Genomic DNA, 26991 nt, shown 5'->3' with positions numbered 1-26991 from the left:
CCTGGCTGGTGCGGTTCCGGACAATGTTGCAAATCCGGTCCAGCGGCTCTCGGCGCCCGGTCAGCACCCGCTGCGCCGTTGCCGGCTTGTGTCCATTAGACGAGTCCAGTCAGATCACCCCTGGAAGTTACGCCGAGCTTGGTGAACACCTGGTACAGATGCCCCTCCACAGTCCGGACTGACACGCCCATTTCCAGGGCAATGTCACGGTTTGACGCCCCGCGGCCAGCCAGGCGCGCAATCTGGCGCTCCCGGCTGGTGAGGAGCGGGCTGCCACTGCTGGGCACGATCGGCAAGTTGGTGACCGTGGCGGCCAGTATGTCCAGGCGGGCCTGCGCCGTCCGGGCGGAAATCGAGTCTCCGTCCTGGCGCGCAAAGTCCACGGCGAGGGCCATGCATCGGGCCTCTACGGCGTCCAGTTCCAGGGTGGCGGCAAGCTCACCGCCGGCGAGGAGGGTCTTGGCGTCCTTGGTGCGGCTGCCTGCGGCAATCAACCGTGAGACCTCCGCAAGGGGTCCCTGGCGGTGACCGGCAATCTCCTCCAGGAGCCGGAAATCAGCGTCGCTCCCATTCACGGTGGCGGCAAGGAGTTCCACGCCGGCGATGGTGTAGCGCCCGGCTTCCACGTTGCGGCGCGCCGACTGCTTCAGTCTGGTGGCGGCGTCGGGGTCGTTGAGCCAGCGCCCCGCCACCAGGGCGCAGAAATTGATCAGACTGTCGGTAGCGAACCCGGAGGTGCCGGCAATCCTTTGCAGTTTGCTGAGGTATTTGCGGGCCTGGACGACGTTTCCAATTTGTGCATGAGCCAGGGCCGTGGCGGCGTAGGCGAACCTCAGCGCAGTCTGTACCGGCTGCAGTTCCAGCTGCGCGGCAGCCGACATCAGCGGATCAAGGGCAGCGGCGCCACGGCCGGAGTAAACATAGGCGATCCCGGTGGCGAGTTCTGCTGCAGCACTGCCATACGGCAGCCGGTAGGGTTCCTCAACGCCTTGGGTGCCCAGAAGGTCGATGCACCGCCGCCACTGCCCTGCCATCAGCAGCACAAGGTAGGCCTCCCGTGTGTACCGCTCCCGCAGTCCGACGACATGCGAAGCGTCACTGATCTGGCCGCCCAACTGCCGCATCAGGCTGAGGGCATCCATTTCCCGCCCGGTCAGGGCCAGTGCCGTCATCAGGATTATGGCCGAGTGCATCCGGTACCCCGCGTCAGGGTTCGTTGCGGCGTCGGCGGCGGCCTCAAGGGCGGGAATCAGGGCGGCGTAGTCGCCGATGAAGGCACGGTATTCGAACTCGCTCAGGGCAATGTGGTTAAATGCTGCAGCACCCGGTTCTGGCCAGGACGCACCATGCCCTGCGGTCGACAGCCGGTTCCTGGCTTCCTCGAGGAGGGCGGGCACCTTGCCTGCCTGTTCCGGGAGCCGCATCATGACGCGGGCCTTTGCGGCCACCAGGTGGGCGTACTCCTCGACGTCGTCCAGGGCGTCGAGTTCCGGCCGCGAGATGTCGTCGAGGGCTGAGAGTGCCTGGACCGGCATGTCCAGTTGCAGGTATGCCGCGGCTTTCTGCCGCTGGGCGGGCACCCACTGCGGGTCCGTCCTGCTCAACATGCCGGCGTAGGTCAGCGCGAACTTCGGATCGAACAGCTGGACGGCCGCCTCTGCGGCTGCCAGGGCGAGGGCGGGGCTCAGCTCGGCCTCGCACTCGTGCGTCCAGGCCGCGAATGCCATGAGCTCGTCAACGGTCATGCCGGCCGGATCCGGCTCCCGGCCGCCGAGCAGGACGCCACGCAGTTCCCGGCGCCGGGCAATGCTCAGCCAGGTGCGCACAACGTCGCCGATGTATTTTTCACGCAGCGACACCCAACGGTGGTCGGAGTCGTCAATCTCCAGCAGGCCGCCGTCTTCCATGTCGGCCACAACATTTGCGCTGTAAATGGAAGTCAGCCGGGACAGTTCCACCCGCCGTGCGCACGACAGCATCTCGATGACTTCCTTGGTTTCCGGAGTTTCCCGCGACCAGCGGGACCGGACGATGTCATCAAGGCTGGCTGCACCATCGAGCACCACCTTGTCCCGCAGGGTCCAGACGGAATCGGACAGCACCAGGTTTCCGGACAACTGCTGTTCGGTGACCAACGCTTTGAGCAGCAGCGGGTTGCCGCCAACCATGCGGTGGTAGGTGTTGACCAGGGCAGCCGAAACCCGGTGGCCGAGCAGGGACAGCAGGACCTGGCGGGTCTGCAGTTCGTTGAGGTTGCTGAGCCGGACCTCTGTCAGGCGCCGGTCGGTCAGCAGCCAGTGGAAGTCGGCCGGGAGGTCGCTGACGCTGGGTGCCACGGCAATGATTTTGGCGGTACCGGTGAGGAGTACGTTCAACAGGACTCCGGCGCTCATGTCGTCGATGCTGCCGGCTGTATCGAGCGTGATGACGCATGGCCTGCCTGCGGCATCGCTGCGGATCAATGACGTGATGCCGCGGAGGATGGCTGTTGGCGATCCCATGTAGGCCTGTGGAAGCCGGGCCAGCAGGAACGAAAGGCAGCCGTAGGGCGTGGTGGATCCGGCGGGCCCGCTGCGGAGCTGCAGCGACCATACGTCCGGCCCGAGATCTGCCACAGCCGCACGGGCGAGGGAGGATTTGCCGACGCCCCGGCTGCCGGTTATGACGGCACCCAGGGAGTTTTCGCTGGTCAGCGCCGTGCGGATAGTTTCAAGATTGGCACTTCGGGCAGGCGCGGACCATTGCTGCCCCGGCACCGCGGAACCCTGCGTGCGTAGCCCATTGTCGTGAGGTGTTGACCCACGTCCCCAGCTGAGTGGCTCGATTGACATGAACTTATCCCCTACATCCCCGATAGCGGGATGTAGCCCCTTTGCTTCCCCCGCATAGCTAGAAGAGTACCTTGTGCCACCCACAGGGAAACAGGTCGAAACGGCTTAAGTTTTATGTTGCTATCGGTTGGTCTTCGCCGGATGGAATTTTTGCTGGGCTGCCGTCAGCCCTTCGCGCAGCAACGCCTCAACTGCATCTGCTGCTTCATCCAGCAGAAACGGCAGTTCCTTGTGTTCCGCGGTGCCGAAGTCCCGCAGCACATAGTCAGCGGTTTCCATCCTGCCGGGAGGCCGCCCAACTCCCACGCGGACCCGCAGGTAATCCTTGGTTGCCAGCGCCTTCGAGATGTCCCGCAGCCCGTTGTGGCCGCCTTCGCCGCCGCCCATCTTGAGCTTCACCGTATTAAAGGGAATGTCGATCTCGTCGTGGACGGCCACAACATGGTCCGGTGCGATGCCGTAAAAATTGGCCAGCGCGGAGACCGGCCCGCCGGAAACATTCATGTAGCTCATCGGTTTGGCAAGGACCACGCGCGGACCGCCAATCCCGAGCCGGCCTTCCACCACCTGGGCCCGCGCCTTGTGGGTCTTGAAGCCTGCGCCGACCCGGCCTGCAAGTTCATCGAGCACCATCTGGCCGACGTTGTGCCTGTTGCCTTGGTACTGGACTCCGGGGTTTCCGAGGCCGACGATCAGCCAGGTGTCAGTCATGGGTCAATCCTAAGGTGGGCTGTTGGAAGTGAACTGCGGCCAGGCAGAGGCGGCAGACATGGCAGTGGCCGGACCCCAGGGGGATCCGGCCACTGCCAGGAATACCGGTGATTACTCGGCTGCTGCGGGAGCTTCGCCGGAAGCAGCCTCGGCGCCTTCTTCCTCAGCCTCAACGGCCTCGGAGATGTTCACCACGAGCGCTTCGGCGTCGGTCAGCAGGATCGAACCCTTGGGCAGGACCAGGTCGGATGCGTGGATGTGCTCGCCCGCAGCCCGGCCTTCGATGCTGACCTCGACGGCGGTGGGCAGGTGGGTTGCCTCGGCCTCAAGGGACACAACAGTCAGTTCGAGGTTGTGCCCGGTGCCGGGAGCGGACTCACCCTCAACGTGGACCGGGACGTCAACGGTGACCTTCTCGCCCTGGCGGACGGTCAGGAGGTCGATGTGCTCGATGATCTGCTTGATCGGGTCGCGCTGGATGTCCTTGACCAGGGCCAGGTGGCTTTCGCCGTTGATGTCCAGGGACAGCAGGGCGTTGGCGGTGCGGACGGCCAGGGTGGTGGCCTTGGCCGGGAGGGTGATGTGGATGGGCTCTGCGCCGTGGCCGTAGATGACGGCGGGAATCAGGTTGGCCATCCGGGCGCGGCGGGCGTAGCCCTTGCCGAATTCGGTGCGCAGTTCTGCTGCGAGCTTCTGCTCAGACATGGAATCTCCTTGAAGACTAAAGGGTGTTCAGCAAGGGCGGAGGTCTGGTTCGACCTTCTACGCCGGGCAGCCGGGGCCGCTCTTCAAGAAGGCGCCCTTCACACGGAAGGGCGGATCAGACCCAGTCGATAACGGAGACCTGCAAACCGGTGTCAGGCGTACACCTAATCCGGTTGCTCTCCCTCGCCAAGGTATCGGGGTCAAGCCTACCAGCGGCGGGCCGGTTTTCTGAAAACGGCCCGCCAGCCGGCCTCGGCCTCCCGCCAGCGTCAGGCGTTGCCGTCGAACAGGCTGGTGACGGACCCGTCGTCGAACACTTCACGGACGGCGCGCGCAATCAGCGGTGCGATGGACAGCACGGTCAGCTGCGGGAACCGCTGGGAGGCCGAAAGCGGAAGGGTGTTGGTGACCACCACTTCGCGGGCACCGGAATCCGAAAGCCGCTGGGCGGCGGGCTCGGAAAAGACGGCGTGGGTGGCGGCGATGATGACGTCCTTGGCGCCGGCGTTCTTCAACACCTGGACCGCACCGGAGATGGTTCCGCCGGTGTCGATCATGTCGTCGATCAGGACGCAGGTGCGCCCCTCGATCTGGCCTACCACTGTCTTGGACACAGCCTGGTTGGGGACTGTCAGGTCGCGACTTTTGTGCACGAATGCGAGCGGCGCCCCGCCCAGGCGCTCGGCCCACTGCTCAGCCACCCGGACACGTCCGGTATCCGGCGAAACGACGGTGATGTTGTCCGCGTCCACCCGGGTGCGGATGTAGTCGGCCAGCAGCGGGATGGCCATCAGGTGGTCGACGGGGCCGTCAAAGAAGCCCTGGATCTGGGCGGTGTGCAGGTCCACGCTCATGATGCGGTCCGCGCCGGCGGTCTTATACATGTCAGCCACCAGGCGGGCCGAAATGGGCTCGCGGCCGCGGCCCTTCTTGTCCTGGCGTGAATACGGGTAGAACGGTGAAACCACGGTGATCCGCTTGGCAGAAGCACGCTTCAGCGAATCGATCATGATCAGCTGTTCCATGAGGTGGTTGTTCAACGGGGCCGGGTGCGCCTGGATGACGAAAGCGTCAGTACCGCGGACGCTTTCCCCGGCGCGGACGTAGATCTCACCGTTGGCGAAGTCGTAGGCGTCCACCGGGAGGAGATCGGTGCCGAGCTCCTTGGCGATCTCCCGGGCAAGCTCCGGGTGGGCCCGCCCGGTGGCGAGCACCAGCCTCTTCTCGCCGTGCGCCGTAATTTCGCTCATTATTACTTGCCCTCTTCTGTAGATGCCGGGGTACTTGAGGAGTCTTTGGCGGCCGCCTGGGCCAATTCGGCGGAGCGGGTCCCCGGCCTGTTGGCGGGCACCCAGCCTTCCGTGTTGCGCTGGGCAGCGATGCTCAACGCGAGCGCTCCGGCAGGCACGTCCTTGCGGATCACCGCTCCGGCGCCACTGTAGGCGCCGTCCCCCACGGTGACTGGAGCAACGAAGACCGTGTTGGAACCTGTCCGCACGCCGGAGCCGATGACCGTCCGGTGCTTCTTCTCGCCGTCGTAGTTGGCTGTGATGTTTCCACAGCCAATGTTGGTGTCCTCGCCGATTTCGGCGTCCCCGGCGTAGCCGAGGTGGGACAGCTTGGAGCCGCGGCCGATGGTCACGTTCTTGGTTTCGTAGAACGCGCCGATCTTGCCGTTCTCGCCCAGGACTGTGCCTGGGCGGAGGTATGTGAAGGGTCCGACGGCGGCACCTGGGCCGATCACCGAACCGGAACCGTGCGTGCGGACCACCTTGGCACCTTCACCCACGGTGACGTCCGTCAAGGTGGTGTCGGGTCCGACGACGGCGTCCCTCGCCACGGTGGTGGCACCGTGCAGCTGCGTGTTTGGCAGGAGCCGGACGTCCTCATCGAGGGTTACCGAGGAATCGATCCAGGTGGTCGAGGGGTCCACAACGGTGACACCGGCACGCATCCACGCTTCCACTGTTCGGCGGTTCAGTTCCGCGCCCAGTGCGGCGAGCTGGACACGGTCATTGGCGCCTTCCACCTGCCAGCGGTCCGCGGTGACGACGGCGGCCACGCGGCCGCCCGCCTCCCGCGCCAGTCCGAGCACGTCCGTGAGGTACTTCTCCCCCTGTGCGTTTTCGGTGGTGACCTTGCCAAGCGCTTCACGCAGCACCGCGGCGTCGAACGCGTAGATGCCGGAATTCACTTCGCGGATGAGCCGCTCGGCTTCGCTGGAGTCTTTGTGTTCCCTGATTCCGGTGACCGTGCCGTCATCACCGCGCAGGATCCGCCCGTAGCCGGTGGCGTCGTCCAACACGGCGGTAAGGACCGTGACGGCGTTGGCTTCCTGCTCGTGGGTCGCAACGAGTTCAGCCAGCAGGGTGCCGGAAAGAAGCGGCACGTCACCGTAGGTCACCACCACGGTGCCGGCGAGCTGCTGCCCGGCGTCCAGGGCCTGCAGGGCCACCTCCACCGCGCGGCCAGTGCCGGGGATGTCATCCTGGTCCACGATCAGGGCCGACGGATCCAGTTGGTTGACGTGCGCCGCCACCAGGTCGCGTTCATGGCGGACAACAATGGCAAGCTGCCGGGGGTTGATGCTGCGGGCTGCCAGCAGCGCGTGCCCCACCATTGACCGGCCACCGATCTCGTGGAGGATCTTGGGGGTACGTGACTTCATCCGCGTACCGGCGCCTGCTGCCAGAACGATTACGGCGGCCGGGCCGGCCTTCTCGGGGATCACGTACGGGCTCTCCTTGCTTGGGTTACGCTGGCGCTTGCGGTGTCCGGCCTGCCGGCGCGGCACCGTGGTCATCCTACTGAACTCCTCGCACAGCAGTTCCGCCCATAGGATTCGAACCTATACTCCACGGCTCCAAAGGCCGGGGTGCTGCCGTTACACCAGAGCGGACCATGCCGCAGGCGCAAGGCCCGGGCACAAGTCCCTATTTTGCCATGTGTTCGGGGCGCCGCGCGACACGGGCCTGCGATGCCCCCTTCGCAGCCCCGGAAAGCCGCCGCTGGGCGGTAGGGCATGATGAATATGTGAGCAACAACCCTCCGCGGACGCGGATGACCGGACTTCAGCGCCGGAGCCAGCTGATCGACGTCGGGCGCGGCCTCTTTGCCGCCCGCGGACTGGACGGCACCACGATCGAGGAAATTGCCGCCTGCGCGGGAGTGTCCAAGCCGGTCATCTACGAACACTTCGGCTCAAAGGAGGGGCTCTACACCGAAGTGGTGGATTTTGAGTTCCACATCCTGCTGGATGCCATCAGCGCAGCCCTGGCCGAGGAGGCCAAGCCGCGCGTCCTGGTGGAACGCGCCGCGCTGGCACTGCTGACCTACATCGAGGACCGCACCGAAGGCTTCCGGATCCTCATGCGCGACGCCCCGCCGTCCCAGCCTGAAGGCGCCTTCTCCACCCTGCTCTCCCACGTCACCGCCCGCGTGGAACACATCCTTTCCGACGAATTCTCCCGCCGCGGCTTCAGCGGCGAAGACGGTGCCATGTACGCCCAGATGCTGGTGGGCATGGTGGCCATGACCGGCCAGTGGTGGCAGGACAGCCGCCAGCCGGACAAGCACACCGTCGCGGCACACCTGGTAAACCTTGCCTGGAACGGCCTGACCGGCCTCAAGAAGGACCCGGAACTCAGGAGCGAAGGGTGAGCCGTGGTCAGCGTGTCTAAGCGATGGCGAAGGGCCGGCTCCGGGACTTAGGTGAGCTAGTCACCCAGGAGCTCTGAGGCCTCCAGCCACTCGAGTTCGAGGGCGTCCTTTTCGTCCGCCAGTTCCTTGAGTTGCCTGTTCTGCTCGGCGAGGGCGTCGAAGTCGGATTTCTCGGTGCTTTTGACCATTTGGTCGTGGAGTTTCTTTTCCGCCTGCTCCAGCTTGTTGAGCTGCCGCTCGATCCTGTTGAGCGCCTTGCGGGCTTCGCGCTTTTCCGCCTCGGACGGGCCGGACTGCGCCGGGGCAGCGGGAGCAGAACCGGCGCTGGTGACGGGGTTGCCGCCCCCGGTGACGGTGGAGCCGGCCAGGGCGGCCTCGCGAAGCTCGAGGTACTGGTCCACCCCGCCGGGCAGGCCGCGGAGCTTGCCGTCGCCGAGCAGTGCCATCTGGTGGTCCGTGACGCGCTCAAGGAGGTAACGGTCGTGGCTGACCACCACCAGGGTGCCCGGCCAGCCGTCCAGCACGTCCTCCACGGCAGCCAGGGTATCTGTATCGAGGTCGTTCGTGGGCTCGTCGAGCATCAGAACGTTGGGCTCCCCTACCAGGAGCCGCAGGAGCTGCAGGCGCCGGCGTTCACCGCCGGACAGGTCTTTCACGGGGGTCCACTGCTTTTGGTTGGTGAAGCCCAGCTGCTCCACCAGCTGGCCGGCGGTGAACTCCCTGCCGCCCACGCTGAAGGAACGCTTTTCTCGCTCGATCACCTCAATAACGCGGAGGTCGGCGACGTCGTCGAGCTCCTTGACTTCCTGCGTGAGCACAGCGGTGACCACGGTTTTGCCCCGCTTCAACTTACCGGCGTCGGGCGTGACCTCTCCGTTGAGCAGCTTCAGGAGTGTGGTTTTGCCGGCACCGTTGACGCCCACCAGGCCCAGGCGCTCACCCGGCGCGAGGCGGAGGGTGATGTTGTCGAAAAGCTTCCGGCCGTCGTCGCCATCCCTGAAGTTAAGGGAGACGTGCTCCAGGTCCAGCACATCCTTGCCAAGGCGGGCCGTGGCCATTTTGTTCAGCGCCATGGAATCGCGGGGCTCCGGGACGTCCTCGATCAGGGCGTTGGCTGCTTCGATGCGGAATTTCGGCTTGGATGTCCGGGCCGGTGCGCCGCGGCGCAGCCAGGCCAGCTCCTTCTTAACCAGCTGCTGGCGCTTGCTCTCCACGACGGCGGCCATCCTGTCCCGCTCGGCGCGTGCCAGGACGTAGGCGGCGTAACCGCCTTCGAAGGGATCGACGATACCATCGTGCACTTCCCAGGTGCTGGTGCATACCTCGTCGAGGAACCAGCGGTCGTGGGTCACCACCAGGAAGGCGCCCTGGTTGGACCGCCAGCGGGTTTTCAGGTGCCTGGCCAGCCAGGCGACGCCCTCGACGTCCAGGTGGTTGGTGGGCTCGTCCAGCATGATGACGTCGTGGTCCTCAATGAGCAGCTTCGCGAGGGCAACCCGCCGCTTCTGGCCGCCGGAGAGGGCGTGGACGTTGGCGTGCCAGTCGACGTCGGACACCAGCCCGCCCATGATTTCGCGGATCCGCGGGTTACGTGCCCACTCATAGTCCGCCTGGTCCCCCACGATCGCGGCACCCACCGTCAGGTCGCCGTCGAGCACGTCGCTCTGGTCCAGGTAGCCGATGTTGACGTCGCCGCGCTTGGTAACCCGCCCGGAATCCGGCGTGGAGCGCAACGCGAGCAGCCTCATCAGGGTGGACTTCCCGTCGCCGTTGCGGCCCACCATGCCGATCCTGTCACCCTCCTCGAGTCCCAGGGTGACGCCGTCCAGGACGGTGCGGGTTGCGTAGGAAACCGTGAGGTTTTCGCCGCCAAGAAGGTGTGCCAAGGGAACTGCTTTCTGCTGCTTGGGTCGGATGGAAAAGTTGTCAGATCAGGGTGTCGGAAATGATGCGCGCCCCTGGAACGGGACCGTGGACAGCCAGGGCGGACAATCCGTAGCGGCGCAGGGCCCCGGCCAGGGCCTCCGCTGCCACGGAATCATCCGCGAGCAGGGCCACCGTAGGGCCGGAACCGGACACAATGCCGGCAACCGCCCCGTGGGATTCTCCCGCACCCAGCGTATCGCGCAGCGATGGCGAAAGTTCGATGGCCGCCCGCTGGAGGTCGTTGACCAGGACACGGCTCAGCGCTTCTGCGTCGCCGCTGCGCAGGGCGGTCAGGATTTGGGGATCGACGCCGGTAGGCTCGGCCACTTCCACCCCTTCAGCTTCGCGCAGCCGGTCCAGCGTCCTGTACACCTCAGGGGTGGACAGGCCGTAGTCGGCGGTTACCAGGACCCAGTGGGTTTGTGCCTTTGCCAGTGCCGGGGACAGTTTGTCGCCCAGGCCCAGGCCCACGGCGGTGCCGCCCAGGAGCGAGAACGGGACATCGGCCCCGAGTTCGGCGGCCAGGTGGGCCAACTCTTCCCGGGAGAGGCCGCTGTTCCAGAGCGCATCGCAGGCCAGGAGGGTGGCCGCGGCGTCCGCGGACCCGCCGCCCATGCCACCGGCGACCGGCACCCGCTTGGTAATTTCGAGATGCACGCCGGTGGCGTGCTCCGACACGTCCGCCATGATGGCAGCAGCCTTGTAGGCCAGGTTGTTGCCGTCCAGGGGGATGTCGATGTCCTCCAGGTCCAAGGTGCTGTCCGGGCTGATGCTCACCGTGATGCCGGGCGTTTCGGTGCTGGTGGCAGCCACTTCCTCGTAGAGGGAGACGGCGAGGTAGACGCTGGCCACGGAGTGGTAGCCGTCGGGCCGGAGCGGTCCGACGTCAAGGGACACGTTGACTTTGCCAGGCGCCTTGACCCTGACGGTCCTGGTGGTGAACCGGCCCGCCCGGGCGGTCACGCGCCGGTCTCCTTGGCTTCGGCGATCCGGGCAAACGCGGCAATGTCGATGACTTCGCCACGGGCAGTGGGGTCGACGCCGGCCGCAACCAGGCAGCGTTCAGCTTCCGAGGCTCCCCCCGCCCAGCCGGCAAGGGCGGCACGAAGGGTCTTGCGCCGCTGGGCGAAGGCGGCATCCACGACGGCGAACACCTGCTCGCGGGTTGCGGTGGTGGCCGGCGGCTCCCGGCGGGTAAAGGCAACCAGGCCGGAGTGGATCTTTGGCGCGGGCCAGAAAACGTTCATGCCGATAACACCGGCCTTGCGCATGTGGCTGTACCAGGCGGCCTTTACGGACGGGACACCGTATGTCTTCGACCCCGGCCCTGCCGCCAGGCGGTCCGCCACTTCGTCCTGCACCATGACCAGCCCATGCTGAAGGGTGGGGAACCGCTCGAGCAGATGCAGCACAACGGGCACCGCCACATTGTAGGGAAGGTTGGCCACCAGCGCGGTGGGCTGGACCGGAAGCCCGGTGACCTTCATGGCGTCGGCCTGCACCAGGTGGAAGGCGGCCACGGCGGACGGGCGCCATTCCTTCACGGTTTCCGGAAGCTTCGCGGCGAGGACCGGATCAATTTCGACGGCGACCACGGAGGCAGCGGCGTCGAGCAGCCCGAGCGTCAGGGACCCGAGCCCGGGCCCCACCTCCAGGACCGTCTCGTCCGGTTTCACGTCGGCTGCCGCCACAATCCGGCGGATGGTGTTGCCGTCGATGACGAAGTTCTGGCCCAGTGTCTTGGTAGGCCTGACCCCGATCTCCTCCGCCAGCCGGCGTATGTCGGAGGCACCAAACAACGGTGCGGGCGCGGCGGGGATGGGTTCAGTCACCTAGGTATCCTATCCCGCGTGGGGAATCCGCCCGGGACAGGCCAACGGGCAGGCCGGAGTTGCTGGACGGGTGGTCCCTGGCTGTTAAACGGCTGCGGCCAGGCCCGGAAAGTCCGGGCCTGGCCGCATGCGCCAGGTGTGCTGGTGGCCGTTACAGGTCAGCTGCTTGCTGCCCAGCCGCAACCCCAGGGCTGCAGACCGCGCTGGGCGTAAACACGGTTGGCAATATCGATCTGCTGGGCTTTGGTGGCGAGGCTGGCATTCGGGGCATATGCTCCGCCGCCGGCGCCGATCCAGGTCTGGATGTCGAACTGCAGGCCGCCGTAGTATCCGTTGCCCGTGTTGATGCTCCAGTTTCCGCCGGACTCGCATTGGGCGATCTTGTCCCACATGGCCTCGTTCATCATGGCCGGGGCGGCAGCGCCGGTGTTGCTGCCGGTGGAAGCTGCCGGTGCTGCTTTGGCGACAGGTTTCGGCTTGGTGCCTACGGTGACCTTTTCAGCCACGGGCTGGACAGTGGCCGTCTCGGACACCAGGGTGCGAGAGGCTTCCCGGCCGTCCACCAGGACGAGCTTGTAGGTCTTTTCCACCTTGCCGGGGGAACCGGCCTGGGTAACTTCCTTTTCGCCCTTCAGCAGCTCGGCGCTTTCGGACGTCAGTGTTTCGAAGGGAATATCTTCGGTGGTCACGGCGGTCTGGGTGTTGTCCACACGGGAAACCTTGATCACCATGTTGTTCACCACGTGGGCGTTGGCGGGCTGGGAGGTGCGGTCATTGGCGCCGAGGGTCAGGCCGGCGTCTTCCAGCACCTTCCCCACAGTGGCCGCCGTGGTGGTGGCGGTGTCCACCTTGCCGTCGGCGACGATGCTGACGGTCTTGGGTGTCGAGATGGAAACAAAGGAACCGGCGACCGCCAGTTGTGCGTCCTTGGGAACGGAAACCGACGATGCGCTGGCGACGCCGAGTTCGGTTACCAGGTCTTCCACGTCCTGTGCATTGGTATTAACGGTCTTTTCCGCGCCGTCCAGGCTCACCTTCACTTCTTTGGCCTGGTTCACATTGATGACGGTACCGTTCTGGACCGTGGCGTCAATCGCAGGAGAAACCCTGTCCGTGGGCTTGAGCTCGAGGTTGGCGCTCTTAACCACCTGACCGACAGTTCCGCCGAAGGTCTGCACGGAAGAGACCTTGCCGTCGACGTTCAGCGTGACGGTTTTGTTATTGCCGACGAAGGCCACGAGCCCCACCACCAGCGCGCAGAGCACCAGCAACTGGCCGCCAACCTTGAAAAAGCTGATCTTGCCGTCCGTTGTGAAAAACTTGACCACGTTTGCCCGTAACTTTAGGACCCTCCGGGCACGGGGATTGCGCAATAAAATGCCCGGTACCGCCTTGATTACAGGCAGTCCGGGCACCGTTGCGCCGCCACACTCCGCGCAACGGTCAGGGCGGGACCAGATCCCGCCGCCTCATGCTGCAAGTTGAAGTGAATTACCCGATGGCCTTCCCCGACCCCGGCTAACAGTTCTCCACTGTAACCGTAGCGTTATAAACGGGCCAACAATTTTGCATACCAGGTATTGCTGCCTGTAACTGAACGGCTTCTTTGTCAGGCCCACGATCCGTACGCCCGCACGGTGTTTTCGCTGATTCCGGCACACAGCCCGGCGAGGTCGGATCCTGTCAATTGGGCCATCGCGCGCACGGTGTAAGGAACCATGTAACTCGCGTTCGGCCGGCCCCGGTGCGGGTGGGGGGTGAGGAAGGGGGCGTCAGTCTCCACCAGGACCAGGCCCGGATCTGCAACGGCGAGCGCCGCGCGCAGGTTTTCCGCATTCTTGAAGGTCAACGTTCCGGCAAAGGACATCCACCAGCCCTCCCGGTTGCAGACCTTTGCAAGCTCTTCATCGCCGGAAAAGCAGTGGAACACCACACGCTCCGGTGCGCCTTCCTCGCGCAGGACCTGCACCACCTCGCTGTGCGCGTCCCGGTCGTGGATTTGCAGTGTGAGGTCCAACCGCTTCGCGATATCTATGTGGCGCCGGAACGAGTACTTCTGCTGGGCCAGCCCCTCCCCTTTGGTGCGGAAGAAGTCCAGGCCGGTTTCACCGATGGCACGGATCCGAGGATGGGCGGCCAACCTCTCAATCTCGTCGAGTGCTTCCTCCAGTTCGCCCCTGGCCGCATAGCGGGGAGCATCGTTGGGGTGCAGGGCAACAGCACCGAGAAGCCGCTCGTCCTGCTCCACTGCCTCGACCGTAAACCGGGACGACTCAAGGTCACAGCCCACCTGGACGGCGCCCTGCACTCCCACAGCAGCCGCCGCATCCAGGGCGGCCCGGATTCCAACGGGCGCCTTCCCGTCCGGAAAATCAAGGTGGGTATGGTTGTCCATGACGGGCACCGGCAGCGGTTCCGGCGCGGGCGGGAAGTCCCGCGCCCGGCCAACCCCGTCTTCCGGGGCATCTTCGGCGGCGGCCCTGCGGTAGGCGTCGGGAATCAGCGAATTGCACATCCATCCAGCCTAGCTGCGGAGGGTACCCCCATTTTTGTTGGAACTCTCTGTCTGCGGAAGCAGTTGTGTTAGTAGTCTGGTACGAACACATGCGAACGCCCACCGAGGGGCGAAGGCAGGTTTCTGTCACGTCCAGGTGAAACCCGGGCTGAAAGGTTGCCGATGGAACCCCACCGACGTATTGCCACTGATGGAAGCACTGCCACGGGTAATTTCGCGGGCATCGCCGACCCTGTCAGCCAACTGAACGGCCACCGCCAGGCGGCCGCGATGGACGCCGAGTCGTTCCACGCCGCAAGCCAGCGCATCCTGACAACAGTCAATACCGTGATCGACGGGAAGTCGGACGCTGCCCGGCTTGCGCTGACTGTCCTGCTGGCGCAGGGCCACTTGCTGCTGGAGGACGTTCCGGGAGTTGGAAAGACGCTCCTGGCAAAGACGCTGGCCAGGTCAATCGACTGCACCGTCAACCGCATCCAGTTCACGCCGGACCTCCTTCCCTCCGATGTCACCGGTGTGTCCATCTACAACCAGGCCTCCAGGCTGTTCGAGTTCCGGCCCGGTGCGGTCTTTGCCAACATCGTCATCGGCGACGAAATCAACCGTGCCTCGGCCAAGACGCAGTCAGCCCTCCTCGAGTGCATGGAGGAGCACCAGGTCACAGTGGACGGCAATTCCTACCGGCTGGACGAGCCGTTCATGGTCGTAGCCACCCAGAACCCCATCGAGATGGAAGGGACATATCCGCTGCCGGAAGCGCAGCGGGACCGCTTCATGGCGCGGATCTCCATGGGCTACCCGGACAAGGACGCCGAGATCGAGATGCTCGAAACGCACCAGGCGGCGTCTCCGTTGGCCAAGGTATCGGCGGTGGTCACCACAGGCGAGGTGGCGGGCATGATCGCCACCGTCCAGCAGGTGTACGTGTCACAGGCCGTCAAGGAGTACACGGTTTCGGTTGGCAGGGCCAGCCGTGAAAGCCCGCTGCTCCGGTTGGGAGCGAGTCCCCGTTCCATGCTGCAGCTGCTGCGTGCTGCCAAGGCCACCGCCGCCCTTGACGGCCGCGACTTTGTCCTGCCGGACGACGTGGTGCATGTCGCGGAGGCCGTCCTGGCGCACCGGATCATCCTGGACCGGAAGGCCGCCGGGGCGGGCGAGACGCCGCGCAGTGTCCTGCAGGGCATCCTGTCGCGGCTGCCCGTTCCCCATGCGCCGGCCGATCCGGGCCGGGTACCCGCACCTGCCGGCAGAAACACCGCCCCGGTGTCCGACCTGGGCAGGAACCGCTAGGCGGAGCCATGGCGCTGCTGGACCGGCTGCCGCGGCACCTCTTCACCCAGCGCGGCTGGGGAATGCTGGGGGCCGGGGCTGCCGCATTGGCCGCCGCGTACGTCATGGGCCGTCGCGACCTCCTCACGCTCAGTGTCCTGCTGCTTGCCCTCCCCCTGGTTTCCCTGGCCGGCATCCGCCTGGTAAAGCCCCGCTTCCGGGTATACCGCGAGTTCAACCCCTCGCCCGTGGAAACCTCCGCCCCCACCACCGTGCGGCTGGCGGTTTCCCGGACCGGAAACGCAAGCGGCCGAGCCACCATGGAGGAACGGCTGCCGCAACGGTTCGGCGAATCCCCTGCCTTCCGTTTTCCTTCCCGCTCGGCGTCAGGCGGAACCAGCCGCTACGAGTACCACCTGCGCTCCGCCCAGCGGGGCCAGTTCCGCATTGGGCCAGTCACGGCCGAGTTCACCGACCCGTTCGGGCTTTCGCTGCACCGCCAGGCCATCGACGGCGGCGACACCCTCACCGTGACGCCTGCCGCCGTCGTGCTTCCCTTGACCGGGCTCGCCGGGGCCCGGGGCAATGACGGCGTCACTGCCACCAGGATCCGGGCGAATCCGAGCGATGACGACGTCATGACGCGTGAATACCGCCACGGCGATCCGATGCGCCGCGTCCACTGGGCAGCCACTGCCCGGCACGGCGCCCTGATGGTCCGGCAGGAGGAGTCCGTCACCACGCCGGAGGCAACGATCATCCTGGACCACCGGTTCACTGCGTTCTCCGGCGGGTCAACCGCACCCTCCGCAGGGCTGGCTGTGCAGGACGGGCATGCCGTGGCCACCAGCGCAACCTTTGAATGGGCTGTGGTGGCGGCAATGTCCATCAGCGCCCATCTCGCGGAACGGAATTACGGACTGCGGCTGCTGGACACCCGCGGGGAACCGGCCTTCCTCCACTCGCCGTCCGCGCCGGACCCCGAAGCGGAGGAATACAGCGGCGCCTCGGGGCTTCAGTCCATTGCCGAAAGCCTCGCCGCGATCCAGCTCACCGGACCCCACCATCAGCGCCGTGACGGCCGGCTCCTGGACGCCGTGGGTCGCGACGCCCCTGTCTCGGGCCTTCTTGCCCCCCGCAACCGCGCAGGCCAGGAATCCGCACCTCCCCACTTCGACGACCAGTTGATGGACAAACTCTCCGCACACCGTATGCGCGGCCCCCTGATTGCCGTGCTCGGAAGGATTTCACCGGAGGAGGGCCTATCCCTGGCCCCCGCCGCCGGTTACGGCACAAATGCCTTCGCCATCGTGGTTGCCGACAGGCCGGCGGAATCAGCCGACGTCCTTGAAGCACTGCGCCAGGGCGGGTGGCGGGCGGTAGCCGTTCCGCCGTCGGTCCCGGTGGCCGCCGCGTGGGGGCAGTTCGACCAGGACGTGGAATTGCCGGCACCGGCCGTGGAGGTCCGGCGCGGGGCGGGGGTGGCCCGGTGACAATGGCCCCAACCCGGACTCCGGAGACCGGGCAGCGGCACGCGCCAACGGGAACATCCGCAAGCCGGCCGCGTGTTGGCGTCTTTCCCTGGGCAATGGCCGCCGCGATCGCCACGGCTGTCTGCGGTGCTGCCCTGTCCCTGAACGGCGTGCTCAGGGGCTGGGGCTGGTACTGGCCCGTGCTGACCACTGTGCTGGTGGTCAGTTTCACCCTGGCCGTGTTGCGCGCCGCCCGCGCCCAGCCCCTGCTCGTGACAGCCGGGGGGTTCCTGTCCCTGGGTACAATCCTGACACTGACGTTCCTCCGCGGGCCCAGCATCCTGGGCTTCATCCCCAGTGGTGCCACCTTCACCGAGCTGGGCAGGCTGATCCGCAGGGCCAGCGAAACCGTCCTCAACGAAACCGCACCAGTTGCACCCAACGTCGGAATTGTCTTGGTGATCTGCGCAGTCCTCGGACTCGCGGTCATCCTGGTGGACGCACTGGCGGTACCCCTCGGCATGCCCGCCGCCACCGGGGTTGGGCTGCTCGCCATCCTGGTGGTGCCGGCTACGATCAAACCACAAAGCGTCGGCTTCTGGGGCTTCACGGGCGCCGTCGCCGGTTACCTGATAATCCTCGCCTGCAGCCAATGGTTCGCCCCGGATCAGCGCACCCAGGCTGACTCCGCCCGCAACCCCGGCCAGGTCAGGCGGGCGGCGCTGACGGGCGGTGCTGCACTGGTGGCCGCCCTGATGGTTCCGCTCGCCATCCCCGGATTCGACCAGGGCACTTTTCCCCAGGGCTCGCGGCTCAATCCCTGGGGCGCCTCCACCGGGCTGAACCCGATGATCACCTTGGGGAACAGCCTCCGCACGCCGGACGGAAGCGGCCGGATCACGTACGCCACCAACGCTGCCACCCCGTTGTACCTGCGGTCGGTCACAGTGGACAACTTCGACGGCGAGTCCTGGGGCCCGGACGACCGTAACGCCTCGCGGCTTCCGCTGGTGGGGCAAATCGATCCTGGCTACGCCATTCCGACGAACAACCAGATGCAGCAGATAACGGCCATTGATACCGGCACCTTCAACAGCCCCTACCTTCCGGCGCCGTACGCACCGGAGTCGGTGCGCGGGCTGGACGGCCGGTGGACGTGGGATCCGGCCACCCTGAGCATCAAGGGGACCGACACCACTTCCCGTCGCCAGGAGTATGTGGTCACGTCCTCGGTTCCGGACCTGTCAGCTGACCTCCTGGCCCAGTCCGCGCCCGCGGTTCAGAACATCCCCGAGGATTTCACGCGGATTCCCGGCAACGTTCCGGAGATCGTCAGGACCACCGCCGGAACGGTGACCGGTTCCAGCAACACGCCGTATGAAAAAGCGATGGCCATCCAGCGCTACCTTCGGTCGGCAGAATTCACCTACTCCCTGCAGTCCCCCGTCCAGAACGGCTACGACGGCAACGGCCTTTCCGTCCTTGCCGACTTCCTGGAACAGAAGAGCGGCTACTGCATCCACTACGCATCCGCCATGGCGGTCATGGCCCGGCTGGAAGGAATCCCCAGCCGGATCGCCGTGGGGTACGCTCCGGGCAGGTTGACCGGCGCCACCGTGACGGTTGCCGGGCAGGGCGCGCTTCCCGAGTATGAGGTGGACGCCCGGGACGCCCATGCCTGGCCCGAGCTGTACTTCCAGGGCCTGGGCTGGGTGCCTTTCGAACCCACGCCTTCCCGGGGCGTGGTCCCCGCTTATGCGATCGAGTCGTCCTCTCCGTCCGCCCCAGGTGCGGTCGAAAACAGCGACGACCTGGTTCCCGACGCTATTCCGGCGCCCGCCCCTGCACCCAGCGCAGCCCCGCTCCCGGCTCCAGGTACGGGCGGCACCTCTGATGCCGGCCTGCCGCTACTGCCATGGCTCATTGGCGCCGGCGGAGTTCTGGGCGCGGCACTCCTGGCCGCTTCGCCGCACCTTGTCCGCGCCGCGGTCCGTGCCCGCCGCCTCCGGCCCCGGGTTCCCGCCGATACCGTTCCGCTGGCATGGAGCGAAATGCTGGACCTGGGCACCGACTACGGCGTCCCTCCCGGCCCGAGTGAGACCCCGCGGGCCTATGCGGGCCGCCTCCGCGGCCACCTTGGTGAACCCGGCGGCGTGGATACGGCTGCCCATCAGGCCGCGGGCGTGATCACCGCCGATTTCGAACGGTACAGGTACGGCCGGCCGCTGCCGGCGGGCCAGGGAACGGACGACGCCCGACGGCAACGGACGGGCGCGGACGGCGGGCTAAATGCAGCACGCGTCGCTGCCCTGGAGCTCGCTTTGCGCGCCCACGCCACACGTTGGCAAAGATTCCGCGCCGCCTGGCTTCCGCCGTCGGTCATGGGACGGTTGGGCAGGATGATCGCGGCGCCGTTCCTGGCCGCCGGGCGGCTTCTCGCCGAAACGGCAAAAGCCGCCACCCGCTCCCTCCCCGTGCGTTCACGGTAAGGGGCGGGCGGCGGCCCGGATACGTAGCCAGCCCTGCCTGGCCGGCCAAGTCCGGGGTTATCCTGCGTAGGGGTCGGCGATGCCGATGTACTGGGTGTAGAGGTACTCCTCGATGCCTTCGAGGCCGCCTTCGCGGCCCAGGCCGGACTGCTTGACGCCGCCGAACGGTGCTGCGGCGTTGGAGATGACGCCGGCGTTCAGTCCCAGCATGCCGGTTTCGAGTTTTTCGCCCATCCGGATGCCGCGGTTCAGGTCCTTGGTGAAGACGTAGGCCACCAGCCCGTATTCGGTGTTGTTGGCCAGGCGCACGGCATCGTCTTCGCTGCTGAACGTGATGATCGGCGCCACCGGGCCGAAGATTTCCTCCGACAAGATGCGGGTGCCTTCGGTGACGCCGGCCAGGATGGTGGGCTGGTAGAAGTAGCCCGGGCCGTCCACCGGTCCGCCGCCCAGGACAGCCTTCGCGCCGGAGGCAACGGCGTCGGAGACCAGTTCGTGGACCTTGTCGCGGCTTTTCGCGTCGATCAGCGGTCCCACCTTGGACTCAGGCTCGGTGCCGCGCGCGGTGGTCATTTCCTTCATCTTCGCTGCAAACTTCTCGGCGAACTCGGCGGCGACCGATTCATGCACGATGAAGCGGTTGGCGGCGGTGCAGGCCTCGCCCATGTTCCTGAGCTTTGCGAGCATGGCGCCGGCGACGGCGGCGTCCAGGTCGGCGTCCTCGAAGACCACGAACGGGGCGTTGCCGCCCAGCTCCATGGAGGTCCGCAGCACCGTTTCCGACGCATCAGCCAGCAGTCGGCGGCCCACCTCCGTGGAGCCGGTGAAGGAGAGCTTGCGCAGCCGGGCGTCCTTGATCAGCGGCCCCGTGGTGGCGCCAGCGGTGGAAGTGGGGATGACGTTGAGGACGCCCGCAGGAAGGCCTGCCTCCTGCATGACGGCGGCAAACAACTGCGAGGTCAGCGGCGTGAGGTTCGCGGACTTCAGGACCATGGTGCACCCTGCGGCAACAGCAGGCGCGATCTTGCGGGTCGCCATGGCCAGCGGGAAGTTCCATGGCGTGATCAGCAGGCATGGGCCGACGGGCTTCTTGGTGACCAGCAGCCGGGACTTGCCGTCCGGGGACACGGAATAGCGGCCAAACGCGCGGACGGCTTCCTCGGAGAACCAGCGCAGGAACTCGGCACCATAGGTCACCTCGCCGCGGGCTTCGGCCAGGGGCTTGCCCATCTCCATGGTCATCAGGAGCGCGAAGTCCTCGGCCCGCTCGGTCACCATGTCAAAAGCGCGGCGCAGGATCTCGCCGCGTTCCCGTGCCGGAACCTTCGCCCAGGACTCCTGCGCCGCCACGGCGGCGTCCAGTGCGGCGGCACCGTCCTCGGTGCCGGCGTCGGCAATGCTCAACAGGACCTTGCCGGTGGCGGGATCCTCGACGTCGAACGTCTTGCCGGAAGCGGCCTCCCGCCACTCGCCGTTGATCAGCAGTCCGGTGGGAACAGAGGCCAGAAGCTGGCTTTCGCGGTCCGCGGTTACGGCCGGCTGTGCAGTGACAGTCACGATGACTCCCTCGTCAGTAGGGTTTGTTGGCAGCCCTGCGCTGCGGCCGGAGTGACCGGGCCCATCAGGCTGATTAAGTGCCAGACTACTGCTGCCGTTCATCCGGGGTCTACGCCCCGGCGCACTGCCGAAACAGGGCTCTGCTGTGCAGCTGCACAGCGCGCCGGAAACCTTCCTGGCACCGGTCAGCGAGCTGCAAGCACCGCGGAATAGAGTTCCCTCTTGCTCACCCGGACGTCCTCGGCAACAGCGGCAACAGCTTCCTTGAGCCGGATACCCTGGGCAACGAGATCGTTGACCGCCGCCACGTGGTCTTCGGGGACGCCTGCCGCCTGTTCGGGCGCCCCGGCCACCACCACGGCGATCTCGCCGCGGACTTCTGAACTCTCCGCCCACTGCAGGAGCTCGCCGAGGGAGCCGCGCAGAACTTCCTCGTAAGTCTTGGTGAGTTCCCGGCACACGGCCACGCGCCGCTCCGCTCCGAACCGGTCCTTCAATGCCCGCAGCATGGCCTCGAGCCGGTGCGGCGCCTCAAAGAACACCATGGTCCGCCGTTCCCCGGCAAGATCGGCCAGCCGCGACGCCCGTTCGCCCGTTTTCCGGGGCAGGAAGCCTTCGAAGCAGAAACGGTCCGTGGGCAGGCCGGACAGCGCCAGGGCAGTCAGGACAGCTGACGGGCCCGGCACTGCGGTCACGGTCAGCCCGGCGGCAACGGCGCCTTCCACGAGCCGGAAGCCGGGATCGGACACGGAGGGCATGCCGGCGTCGGTGACCATCACCAGGGTGCTGCCCGCCCGGACCTGGTCCAGCAGCTCCGCGGTCTTTGCCGCCTCGTTGTGCTCGTGGTAGCTGATCACCCGCCCCGCCACCGTAATCCCCAGGCTCTGCACCAGCCGGTGCAGGCGGCGGGTGTCCTCCGCCGCCACGATGTCCGCTGTTCCCAGCAGTTCCACGAGCCTGGCGGTTGCATCGCCGGTATTCCCGATGGGGGTGGCGGCGAGGACGATGCGTCCTGCGGCTGCCGGGCCGGATTCTGGAGCTGTGCTGGGGTGAGGGTCCACGCGTCCAGCCTACTGCTGAGTGGACTGCCAGCCGCAAAAGGTAGCATGGGGCTCGTGACGCAGACCTCCACGCGGCCGCCCGGAGCCGGACATCCCGCTCCCGCCGAAGCCGGCAAAGACGCCGCGGAGGCTCCAGGCGACGGCCGGGGCGCCGGCAACATACCTTGCCGCCCTGGACGGCCCTGGATCAGCCGTCCGGCGGAAGCATTCACCTTCGAAGCGCTCCACGCACGGCTCCTGGGAGGAGTTCGTTCCTGGCGGGACTACCCGCCGTCGTTGCGGCTGTGGCTGCTGCTGGTTCCGGTCCTGACAGCCGTGGCCGGGGGAATCCTCCGGTTTGTCCGGCTCGACGCACCGCACAAGCTGGTCTTTGACGAGACCTATTACGTCAAGGACGCCTACTCTTTCCTCATCAGCGGCTACGAGCGCAACTGGCCGGAGAAGGCGAACGATTCTTTCAACGCCGGCGACCCGTCGGTCCTGCTCGCCTCCCCCGAGTACGTGGTCCACCCTCCTGTGGGCAAATGGATGATCGCTGCCGGGATGTGGCTGTTCGGCGCGGACAATTCGTTCGGCTGGCGGTTCGCGGCGGCCCTCACCGGAACCTTGTCCATCCTCCTCCTGTCCCTGATTGCCCTGAAACTGTTCCGGTCCCTGCCGCTGGCCGCCGCAGCCGGGCTGCTCCTGGCCGTGGACGGGCACCACCTGGTGATGTCCAGGACTTCCCTGCTGGACATTTTCCTGATGTTCTGGGTCCTCGCGGCGTTCGGCGCCTTGCTGCTGGATAGGGACGACGGGCGGCGCCGGCTTGCCAAACGCCTTGCGCAGGCAGCGGCCCGGAACGGCGGACAGCCGCCCGCAGCCGTGCTGCTTTCCGGGCCCTGGCTTGGAATCCGCTGGTGGCGGCTGGCGGCAGGCATCTGCCTGGGCCTCGCGGTCGGCACCAAATGGTCCGGGCTGTTCTTCCTGGCCGCATTTGGAGTCCTCACGGTCTTCTGGGACCTCAGTGCCCGGCGCGTGGCGGGAATCCGCGGCTGGATCAGCGGCGGAGCCATCAGGGACGGCGTCCCGGCGTTCCTCAGCATGGTGCCCGTGGCAGGCATGGTGTACGCAGCAACCTGGACCGGCTGGTTCCGCTCCAACGACGCCTATTTCCGCCGCTGGGCGGAGAGCAACCCCTCCGCCGAATGGGGCTGGCTGCCGGATTCATTCAGGTCACTCGCGCATTACCACCGGGAGGCCTACACCTTCCACCAGGGCCTTGGTTCCGAACATCCTTATGAGGCAAGCGCGTGGAGCTGGCTGGTACTCGGCAGGCCGACGTCGTTCTTCTATGAATCCCCCCAGCAGGGCACTCCGGGCTGCGCCGTGGCCAAATGCACCTCCGCCATCCTCTCCGTGGGCAACCCCATGATCTGGTGGGCCGCCGTCATATCCCTGGTGATCGTGCTGTTCTGGTGGGCAGGACGGCGGGACTGGAGGGCCGGCGCCATCCTCGCCGGTGTGGGAGCCGGCTACCTTCCATGGTTCCTCTACCCCGAGCGGACCATGTTCTACTTCTACGCGGTGTCCTTCGAGCCCTTCCTGGTCCTGGCCCTCGTCTATTGCCTGGGACTCGTGCTGGGGCGGGCAGCTGACCCGCCATGGCGCCGCCGCTCCGGGCTGTACCTGGTGGTCCTGTTCTTGGCGGTGACCGTCCTGCTGTCATCGTTCTTCTACCCCATCTGGGCGGCCGAGGTCATTCCCTATGAGGCCTGGCGGATACGGATGTGGATGCCGTCCTGGATCTAGGGCAGGATTGCAATCAGACCCCATCGAAGCCGCTGCCGCGGCCCGGCAGCGGAACGGAGACCTGCTGTGAGAGAAGCAAGCACGGAACTGCTGGTGGAGCTGGATGCTGACAGCAACGTCACGGACCTGCTGCTGGAGCAACACGCCGCCAACCCCGCGCATGCACTCTACCGGCGCAAGGGCCCCAACGGCTGGGTAGATATTCCTGCGGCAAAGTTCCTGCAGGACGTGAGCGCGCTGGCCAAAGGGCTGATCGCCGGCGGGCTGGAGCCTGGCGATACCGTGGCCGTCATGTCCGCGACGTCCTATGAGTGGACGCTGGTGGACTTCGCCATCTGGTTCGCCGGCGGCGTGACAGTCCCCATCTATGAAACCTCATCCGCCCGCCAGGTGGAATGGATCATCCGAGACGCCGGCGTCCGGCGTGTTTTCGCGCAAAACCCGGCACTGGTGGAACTGGTCACCGGTGTTGTTGCCGGCTCAGCGCCGCTCCGCGACCGGCTGGTGAACGTCGTGAGGATGGACGACGACGGCGAGGCACCCAACCTTGCCAGCCTCGCCGCAGCAGGGGCCGGGGTAAGCGACGCCGAGCTTGAGCGGCACCGGAGCCGGGCCGGGCTGGACGACGTCGCGTCGCTTGTCTACACCTCAGGGACCACGGGCAATCCCAAGGGCTGCGAGATCACGCACGGCAACTTCGCCCTCGTAGCCAAAAACATCGTCGCGTTCCTTCCTGAACTGCTGCTCCAGGACCAGGCCCGCACGCTCATGTTCCTGCCGCTGGCCCACGTCCTGGCGCGGGCAGTCCAGGTCGTGTGCCTGTCGGCCGGCGCCACGCTGGGGCATACGCCCGGAGCTGCCCAGCTCCTGGAAGACCTGGCGACGTTCAAACCCACCTTCCTGCTGGTGGTCCCCCGGATTTTCGAGAAGGTCCGGGCCACCGCGGCACATAAAGCAGCCGTTGCCGGAAAAGGCAGGCTGTTCAGGGCCGCCTCAGCGGCTGCCGTCGCCTACTCCCGGGAACTGGAGATGGAGAGCCGCGGCGAGGGGACGGGCCCCGGGCTGCTGTCCAGGGTCCGGCACGGGTTGTTTGACCGGCTCCTGTATCCCAGGCTCCGCCAGGCCCTCGGCGGGCAGGTGGGATACACCGTGTCCGGCGCCAGCCCGCTGGCACGCGATGACGCACACTTCTTCCGCGGCACGGGCATCCCGGTGCTGGAGGGCTACGGCCTGACAGAGACCACCGCGCCCTGCACCGTCAACACCCCGTCGCATACCCGGGTGGGCTCGGTGGGCATCCCCATCCCGGGCACCACCATCCGGGTGGCCGAGGACGGGGAAATTTTGGTCAAGGGCATCGGTGTCTTCAAGGGATACCACGGGAACCAGGCCGCCAATGCCGAAGCCTTCGTAGACGGCTTCTTCCGCACCGGAGACCTCGGCGTGCTGGACCCTGATGGCTTCCTCACCGTGACCGGGCGGAAAAAAGACCTCCTGGTCACTGCTGCCGGGAAGAACGTGGCGCCGGGGCCCCTGGAGGAAGTGATCCGGTCCCACCCGCTCGTGGGCCACGCCGTCGTAGTGGGGGACGGCAGGCCGTTCGTCTCGGCGCTGGTGACCCTGGACCACGAGGGGCTGGAGAACTGGCGCTCAGAGCGCGGGCTGCCGCCCATCGCGCCCGGGGCAGCAAAGTTCGATCCCGGGGTTCTTGAGGCCGTGCAGGAAGCGGTGGACCAGGCCAACCAACTGGTGTCAAAGGCTGAGTCCATCCGCTCCTTCGCCGTGCTGGACGCGGAGTTCACGGTCGAGTCAGGCCACCTGACGCCCTCGCTCAAACTGAAGCGGGCCGCCGTCGTGCAGGACTTCCAGGCGGATATCGCCAGGCTTTACGCCTGATCGGCTGCCGGTTCCTGCGGCACCAGGCCGCGGCGGCGGCGCGTTGGCCAGGTGAGGACCAGTGTCACCAGCGCTGTCAGCAGCACCAGGCCCGCGATGACAATGCCGGCGTCAATCCAGAACTGGCCGGGGAACAGCCGGATCAGGGTGTCCTCAAGGCTGAAGGTCCAGGTGCCGTCCGCAAAGAAGATCCGGTGGAACTCGGTGAAGAACTGCTGCCACCCCAAAAACGCCAGGGTGCCGAGACCCAGGATGAGGACCAGGGTAATGACGGAACCCGCGAACAGGCCCCGGCGGACGCCTCCCGTGCTGCGCTTCCGAAGGTAAACAATGGCGATGAGCCCCAGGAGGAGCAGCAGGACACCCGCGCCAAAGGTGGACAGGATGACCATCTTGACGTCGGCCATGTGGCTGACTTCGCCATCTTTGAACAGTTTGTCCCCGCTCCGGTGCACCAGGTCCCCCAGGTACCGCGGGCCGGACCAGTTGCTCAGGTAATCGACGGCGTAGGAGCCGTAGGTCATGCGGTCGTCGGTGCTGAAGCCGTAGCCGTCGCCGGGAAAGCCGGGGCGGTTGTATTCCACCCACAGGAACAGCGGGCTGGTGACCGCGCGCACGGCCAGGACCAGAAGCACCACCGGAAAGATGATGGCGAGCAGGACCTGCATCACCCTCGGGGCAACAGGCTTGGCGTTGGCGGCACTCTCCCGCTCCGCATTGCGGCGCTCCACTTCCTCCTCCGGCGGACGCACTTGCAGCGCAGACGTGTGCAGGGGCTCCCGAAAAACCGGTGAGCTGCCGTGGCCGGACTCCACATCATCGCCCGACGGCGGGACGGCACCGGAGGCGCCCTCAGCACCGGACGGCCCGGCTGCGGACTCGGCTGCCTTCCGGTCGGCCCTGCTTTCCGGCTGGGTGCTCCCGGCCACCCGGCCAACGCCGTCATGCTCTGCGGCAACGGCCGAAGACCTGGCGGCAGGGGACGGGCTTACGGTGGCGGCTGGGGTTTCGGTGGCGGCTGGGGTTTCGGTGGCGGCTGGGGTTTCACCGGTGGCTGGGCTTTCGGCGGTGGACATGCCCCCGGCATCGGACCCGGCGGTCTCCTTACCGGCGGGGGTAAGCCAGGAAAAGGCGGGCTCGTCGGAGTCGCCGGACGTATCCAGGAACGGTTCCGGCTGCGGCGCAGCGCTTTTGGCGCGGGCCGGTGTTTCGTCTTTCACAGCAGCGTCACTTCCGTAGGGTTTACACGCCGCGCCATGGTCAGCTGGCGCACGCT

General features: G+C 66.5%; 19 protein-coding genes and 1 tRNA gene. 6 read left to right on the top strand and 14 right to left on the bottom strand.

Going from position 1 to position 26991, the window contains the following annotated elements:
* Window positions 1–95: 95 nt before the first annotated feature.
* The 6 genes from AC5RUU_RS03340 to AC5RUU_RS03315 form a co-directional block, all read right to left on the bottom strand.
* On the bottom strand, window positions 96–2831 hold the full coding sequence (locus AC5RUU_RS03340; RefSeq protein WP_493973795.1) for a helix-turn-helix transcriptional regulator: 2736 nt from the start codon (window positions 2829–2831) through the stop codon (window positions 96–98).
* 120 nt (window positions 2832–2951) lie between these two features.
* Window positions 2952–3542, bottom strand: a complete 591-nt coding sequence (gene pth / locus AC5RUU_RS03335) for an aminoacyl-tRNA hydrolase (RefSeq protein WP_493973794.1) — start codon at window positions 3540–3542, stop codon at window positions 2952–2954.
* A gap of 111 nt (window positions 3543–3653) precedes the next feature.
* On the bottom strand, window positions 3654–4247 hold the full coding sequence (locus tag AC5RUU_RS03330) for a 50S ribosomal protein L25/general stress protein Ctc (protein WP_493973793.1): 594 nt from the start codon (window positions 4245–4247) through the stop codon (window positions 3654–3656).
* A 269-nt stretch (window positions 4248–4516) separates the two neighbouring features.
* A complete protein-coding gene (locus AC5RUU_RS03325; RefSeq protein WP_493973792.1) occupies window positions 4517–5497 on the bottom strand; it encodes a ribose-phosphate diphosphokinase in 981 nt (326 codons plus the stop codon).
* Between the two features lie 2 nt (window positions 5498–5499).
* On the bottom strand, window positions 5500–6978 hold the full coding sequence (glmU, locus tag AC5RUU_RS03320; RefSeq protein ID WP_493974015.1) for a bifunctional UDP-N-acetylglucosamine diphosphorylase/glucosamine-1-phosphate N-acetyltransferase GlmU: 1479 nt from the start codon (window positions 6976–6978) through the stop codon (window positions 5500–5502).
* 96 nt (window positions 6979–7074) lie between these two features.
* A tRNA-Gln gene (locus tag AC5RUU_RS03315) sits at window positions 7075–7146 on the bottom strand.
* A 134-nt stretch (window positions 7147–7280) separates the two neighbouring features.
* Between AC5RUU_RS03315 and AC5RUU_RS03310 the strand changes: the two genes are divergently transcribed.
* The gene (locus AC5RUU_RS03310; protein ID WP_493973791.1) at window positions 7281–7907 is read left to right on the top strand and encodes a TetR/AcrR family transcriptional regulator; all 627 of its coding nucleotides are present in this window, start codon (window positions 7281–7283) and stop codon (window positions 7905–7907) included.
* Between the two features lie 56 nt (window positions 7908–7963).
* On the opposite strand, the gene AC5RUU_RS03305 is transcribed toward AC5RUU_RS03310, so the two are convergent.
* The 5 genes from AC5RUU_RS03305 to AC5RUU_RS03285 form a co-directional block, all read right to left on the bottom strand.
* A complete protein-coding gene (locus tag AC5RUU_RS03305; protein WP_493973790.1) occupies window positions 7964–9793 on the bottom strand; it encodes an ABC-F family ATP-binding cassette domain-containing protein in 1830 nt (609 codons plus the stop codon).
* Between the two features lie 40 nt (window positions 9794–9833).
* Window positions 9834–10796: a 4-(cytidine 5'-diphospho)-2-C-methyl-D-erythritol kinase gene (locus tag AC5RUU_RS03300; RefSeq protein ID WP_493973789.1), complete on the bottom strand. Its 963-nt coding sequence runs from the start codon at window positions 10794–10796 to the stop codon at window positions 9834–9836.
* Window positions 10793–11665: a 16S rRNA (adenine(1518)-N(6)/adenine(1519)-N(6))-dimethyltransferase RsmA gene (gene rsmA / locus AC5RUU_RS03295; protein ID WP_493973788.1), complete on the bottom strand. Its 873-nt coding sequence runs from the start codon at window positions 11663–11665 to the stop codon at window positions 10793–10795. Before rsmA ends, AC5RUU_RS03300 begins: the two co-directional genes overlap by 4 nt.
* Window positions 11666–11823: 158 nt before the next feature.
* A complete protein-coding gene (locus AC5RUU_RS03290; RefSeq protein ID WP_493973787.1) occupies window positions 11824–12993 on the bottom strand; it encodes a resuscitation-promoting factor in 1170 nt (389 codons plus the stop codon).
* A 281-nt stretch (window positions 12994–13274) separates the two neighbouring features.
* The gene (locus tag AC5RUU_RS03285; RefSeq protein ID WP_493973786.1) at window positions 13275–14180 is read right to left on the bottom strand and encodes a TatD family hydrolase; all 906 of its coding nucleotides are present in this window, start codon (window positions 14178–14180) and stop codon (window positions 13275–13277) included.
* A gap of 162 nt (window positions 14181–14342) precedes the next feature.
* On the opposite strand from AC5RUU_RS03285, the gene AC5RUU_RS03280 reads away from it, so the two are divergent.
* The 3 genes from AC5RUU_RS03280 to AC5RUU_RS03270 are packed head-to-tail and all read left to right on the top strand — an operon-like array spanning window position 14343 to window position 19410.
* A complete protein-coding gene (locus tag AC5RUU_RS03280; protein ID WP_493973785.1) occupies window positions 14343–15470 on the top strand; it encodes an AAA family ATPase in 1128 nt (375 codons plus the stop codon).
* A gap of 8 nt (window positions 15471–15478) precedes the next feature.
* Window positions 15479–16942 (top strand): DUF58 domain-containing protein, encoded by a 1464-nt coding sequence (locus tag AC5RUU_RS03275; protein ID WP_493973784.1) that lies wholly within the window; start codon window positions 15479–15481, stop codon window positions 16940–16942.
* Window positions 16939–19410: a transglutaminase TgpA family protein gene (locus tag AC5RUU_RS03270; RefSeq protein ID WP_493973783.1), complete on the top strand. Its 2472-nt coding sequence runs from the start codon at window positions 16939–16941 to the stop codon at window positions 19408–19410. Before AC5RUU_RS03275 ends, AC5RUU_RS03270 begins: the two co-directional genes overlap by 4 nt.
* Window positions 19411–19467: 57 nt before the next feature.
* Here AC5RUU_RS03270 and AC5RUU_RS03265 read toward each other — a convergent pair whose 3' ends face one another.
* Both AC5RUU_RS03265 and rsmI read right to left on the bottom strand, forming a co-directional pair.
* A complete protein-coding gene (locus AC5RUU_RS03265) occupies window positions 19468–20967 on the bottom strand; it encodes an NAD-dependent succinate-semialdehyde dehydrogenase (RefSeq protein ID WP_493973782.1) in 1500 nt (499 codons plus the stop codon).
* Window positions 20968–21152: 185 nt separating this feature from the next.
* Entirely contained in the window at window positions 21153–22028 is an 876-nt protein-coding gene (gene rsmI / locus AC5RUU_RS03260) for a 16S rRNA (cytidine(1402)-2'-O)-methyltransferase (protein WP_493973781.1), read from the bottom strand.
* A 45-nt stretch (window positions 22029–22073) separates the two neighbouring features.
* Here rsmI and AC5RUU_RS03255 point away from each other — a divergent pair, with 45 nt between their 5' ends.
* Both AC5RUU_RS03255 and AC5RUU_RS03250 read left to right on the top strand, forming a co-directional pair.
* Window positions 22074–23819: a dolichyl-phosphate-mannose--protein mannosyltransferase gene (locus AC5RUU_RS03255; protein WP_493973780.1), complete on the top strand. Its 1746-nt coding sequence runs from the start codon at window positions 22074–22076 to the stop codon at window positions 23817–23819.
* Between the two features lie 66 nt (window positions 23820–23885).
* Window positions 23886–25715 carry an AMP-dependent synthetase/ligase gene (locus tag AC5RUU_RS03250; RefSeq protein ID WP_493973779.1) on the top strand — a complete coding sequence of 610 codons (1830 nt, stop codon included), beginning with the start codon at window positions 23886–23888 and terminating at the stop codon, window positions 25713–25715.
* Here AC5RUU_RS03250 and AC5RUU_RS03245 read toward each other — a convergent pair.
* The gene (locus AC5RUU_RS03245; RefSeq protein WP_493973778.1) at window positions 25706–26935 is read right to left on the bottom strand and encodes a TIGR01906 family membrane protein; all 1230 of its coding nucleotides are present in this window, start codon (window positions 26933–26935) and stop codon (window positions 25706–25708) included. The two genes, AC5RUU_RS03250 and AC5RUU_RS03245, sit on opposite strands and share 10 nt — an antisense overlap.
* Window positions 26936–26991: the final 56 nt, after the last annotated feature.

It is taken from the genome of Arthrobacter sp. K4-10C (assembly GCF_059090085.1).
Note: the sequence above shows the minus strand (reverse complement) of the source record. Positions and strands in the feature narration are given on the sequence as shown.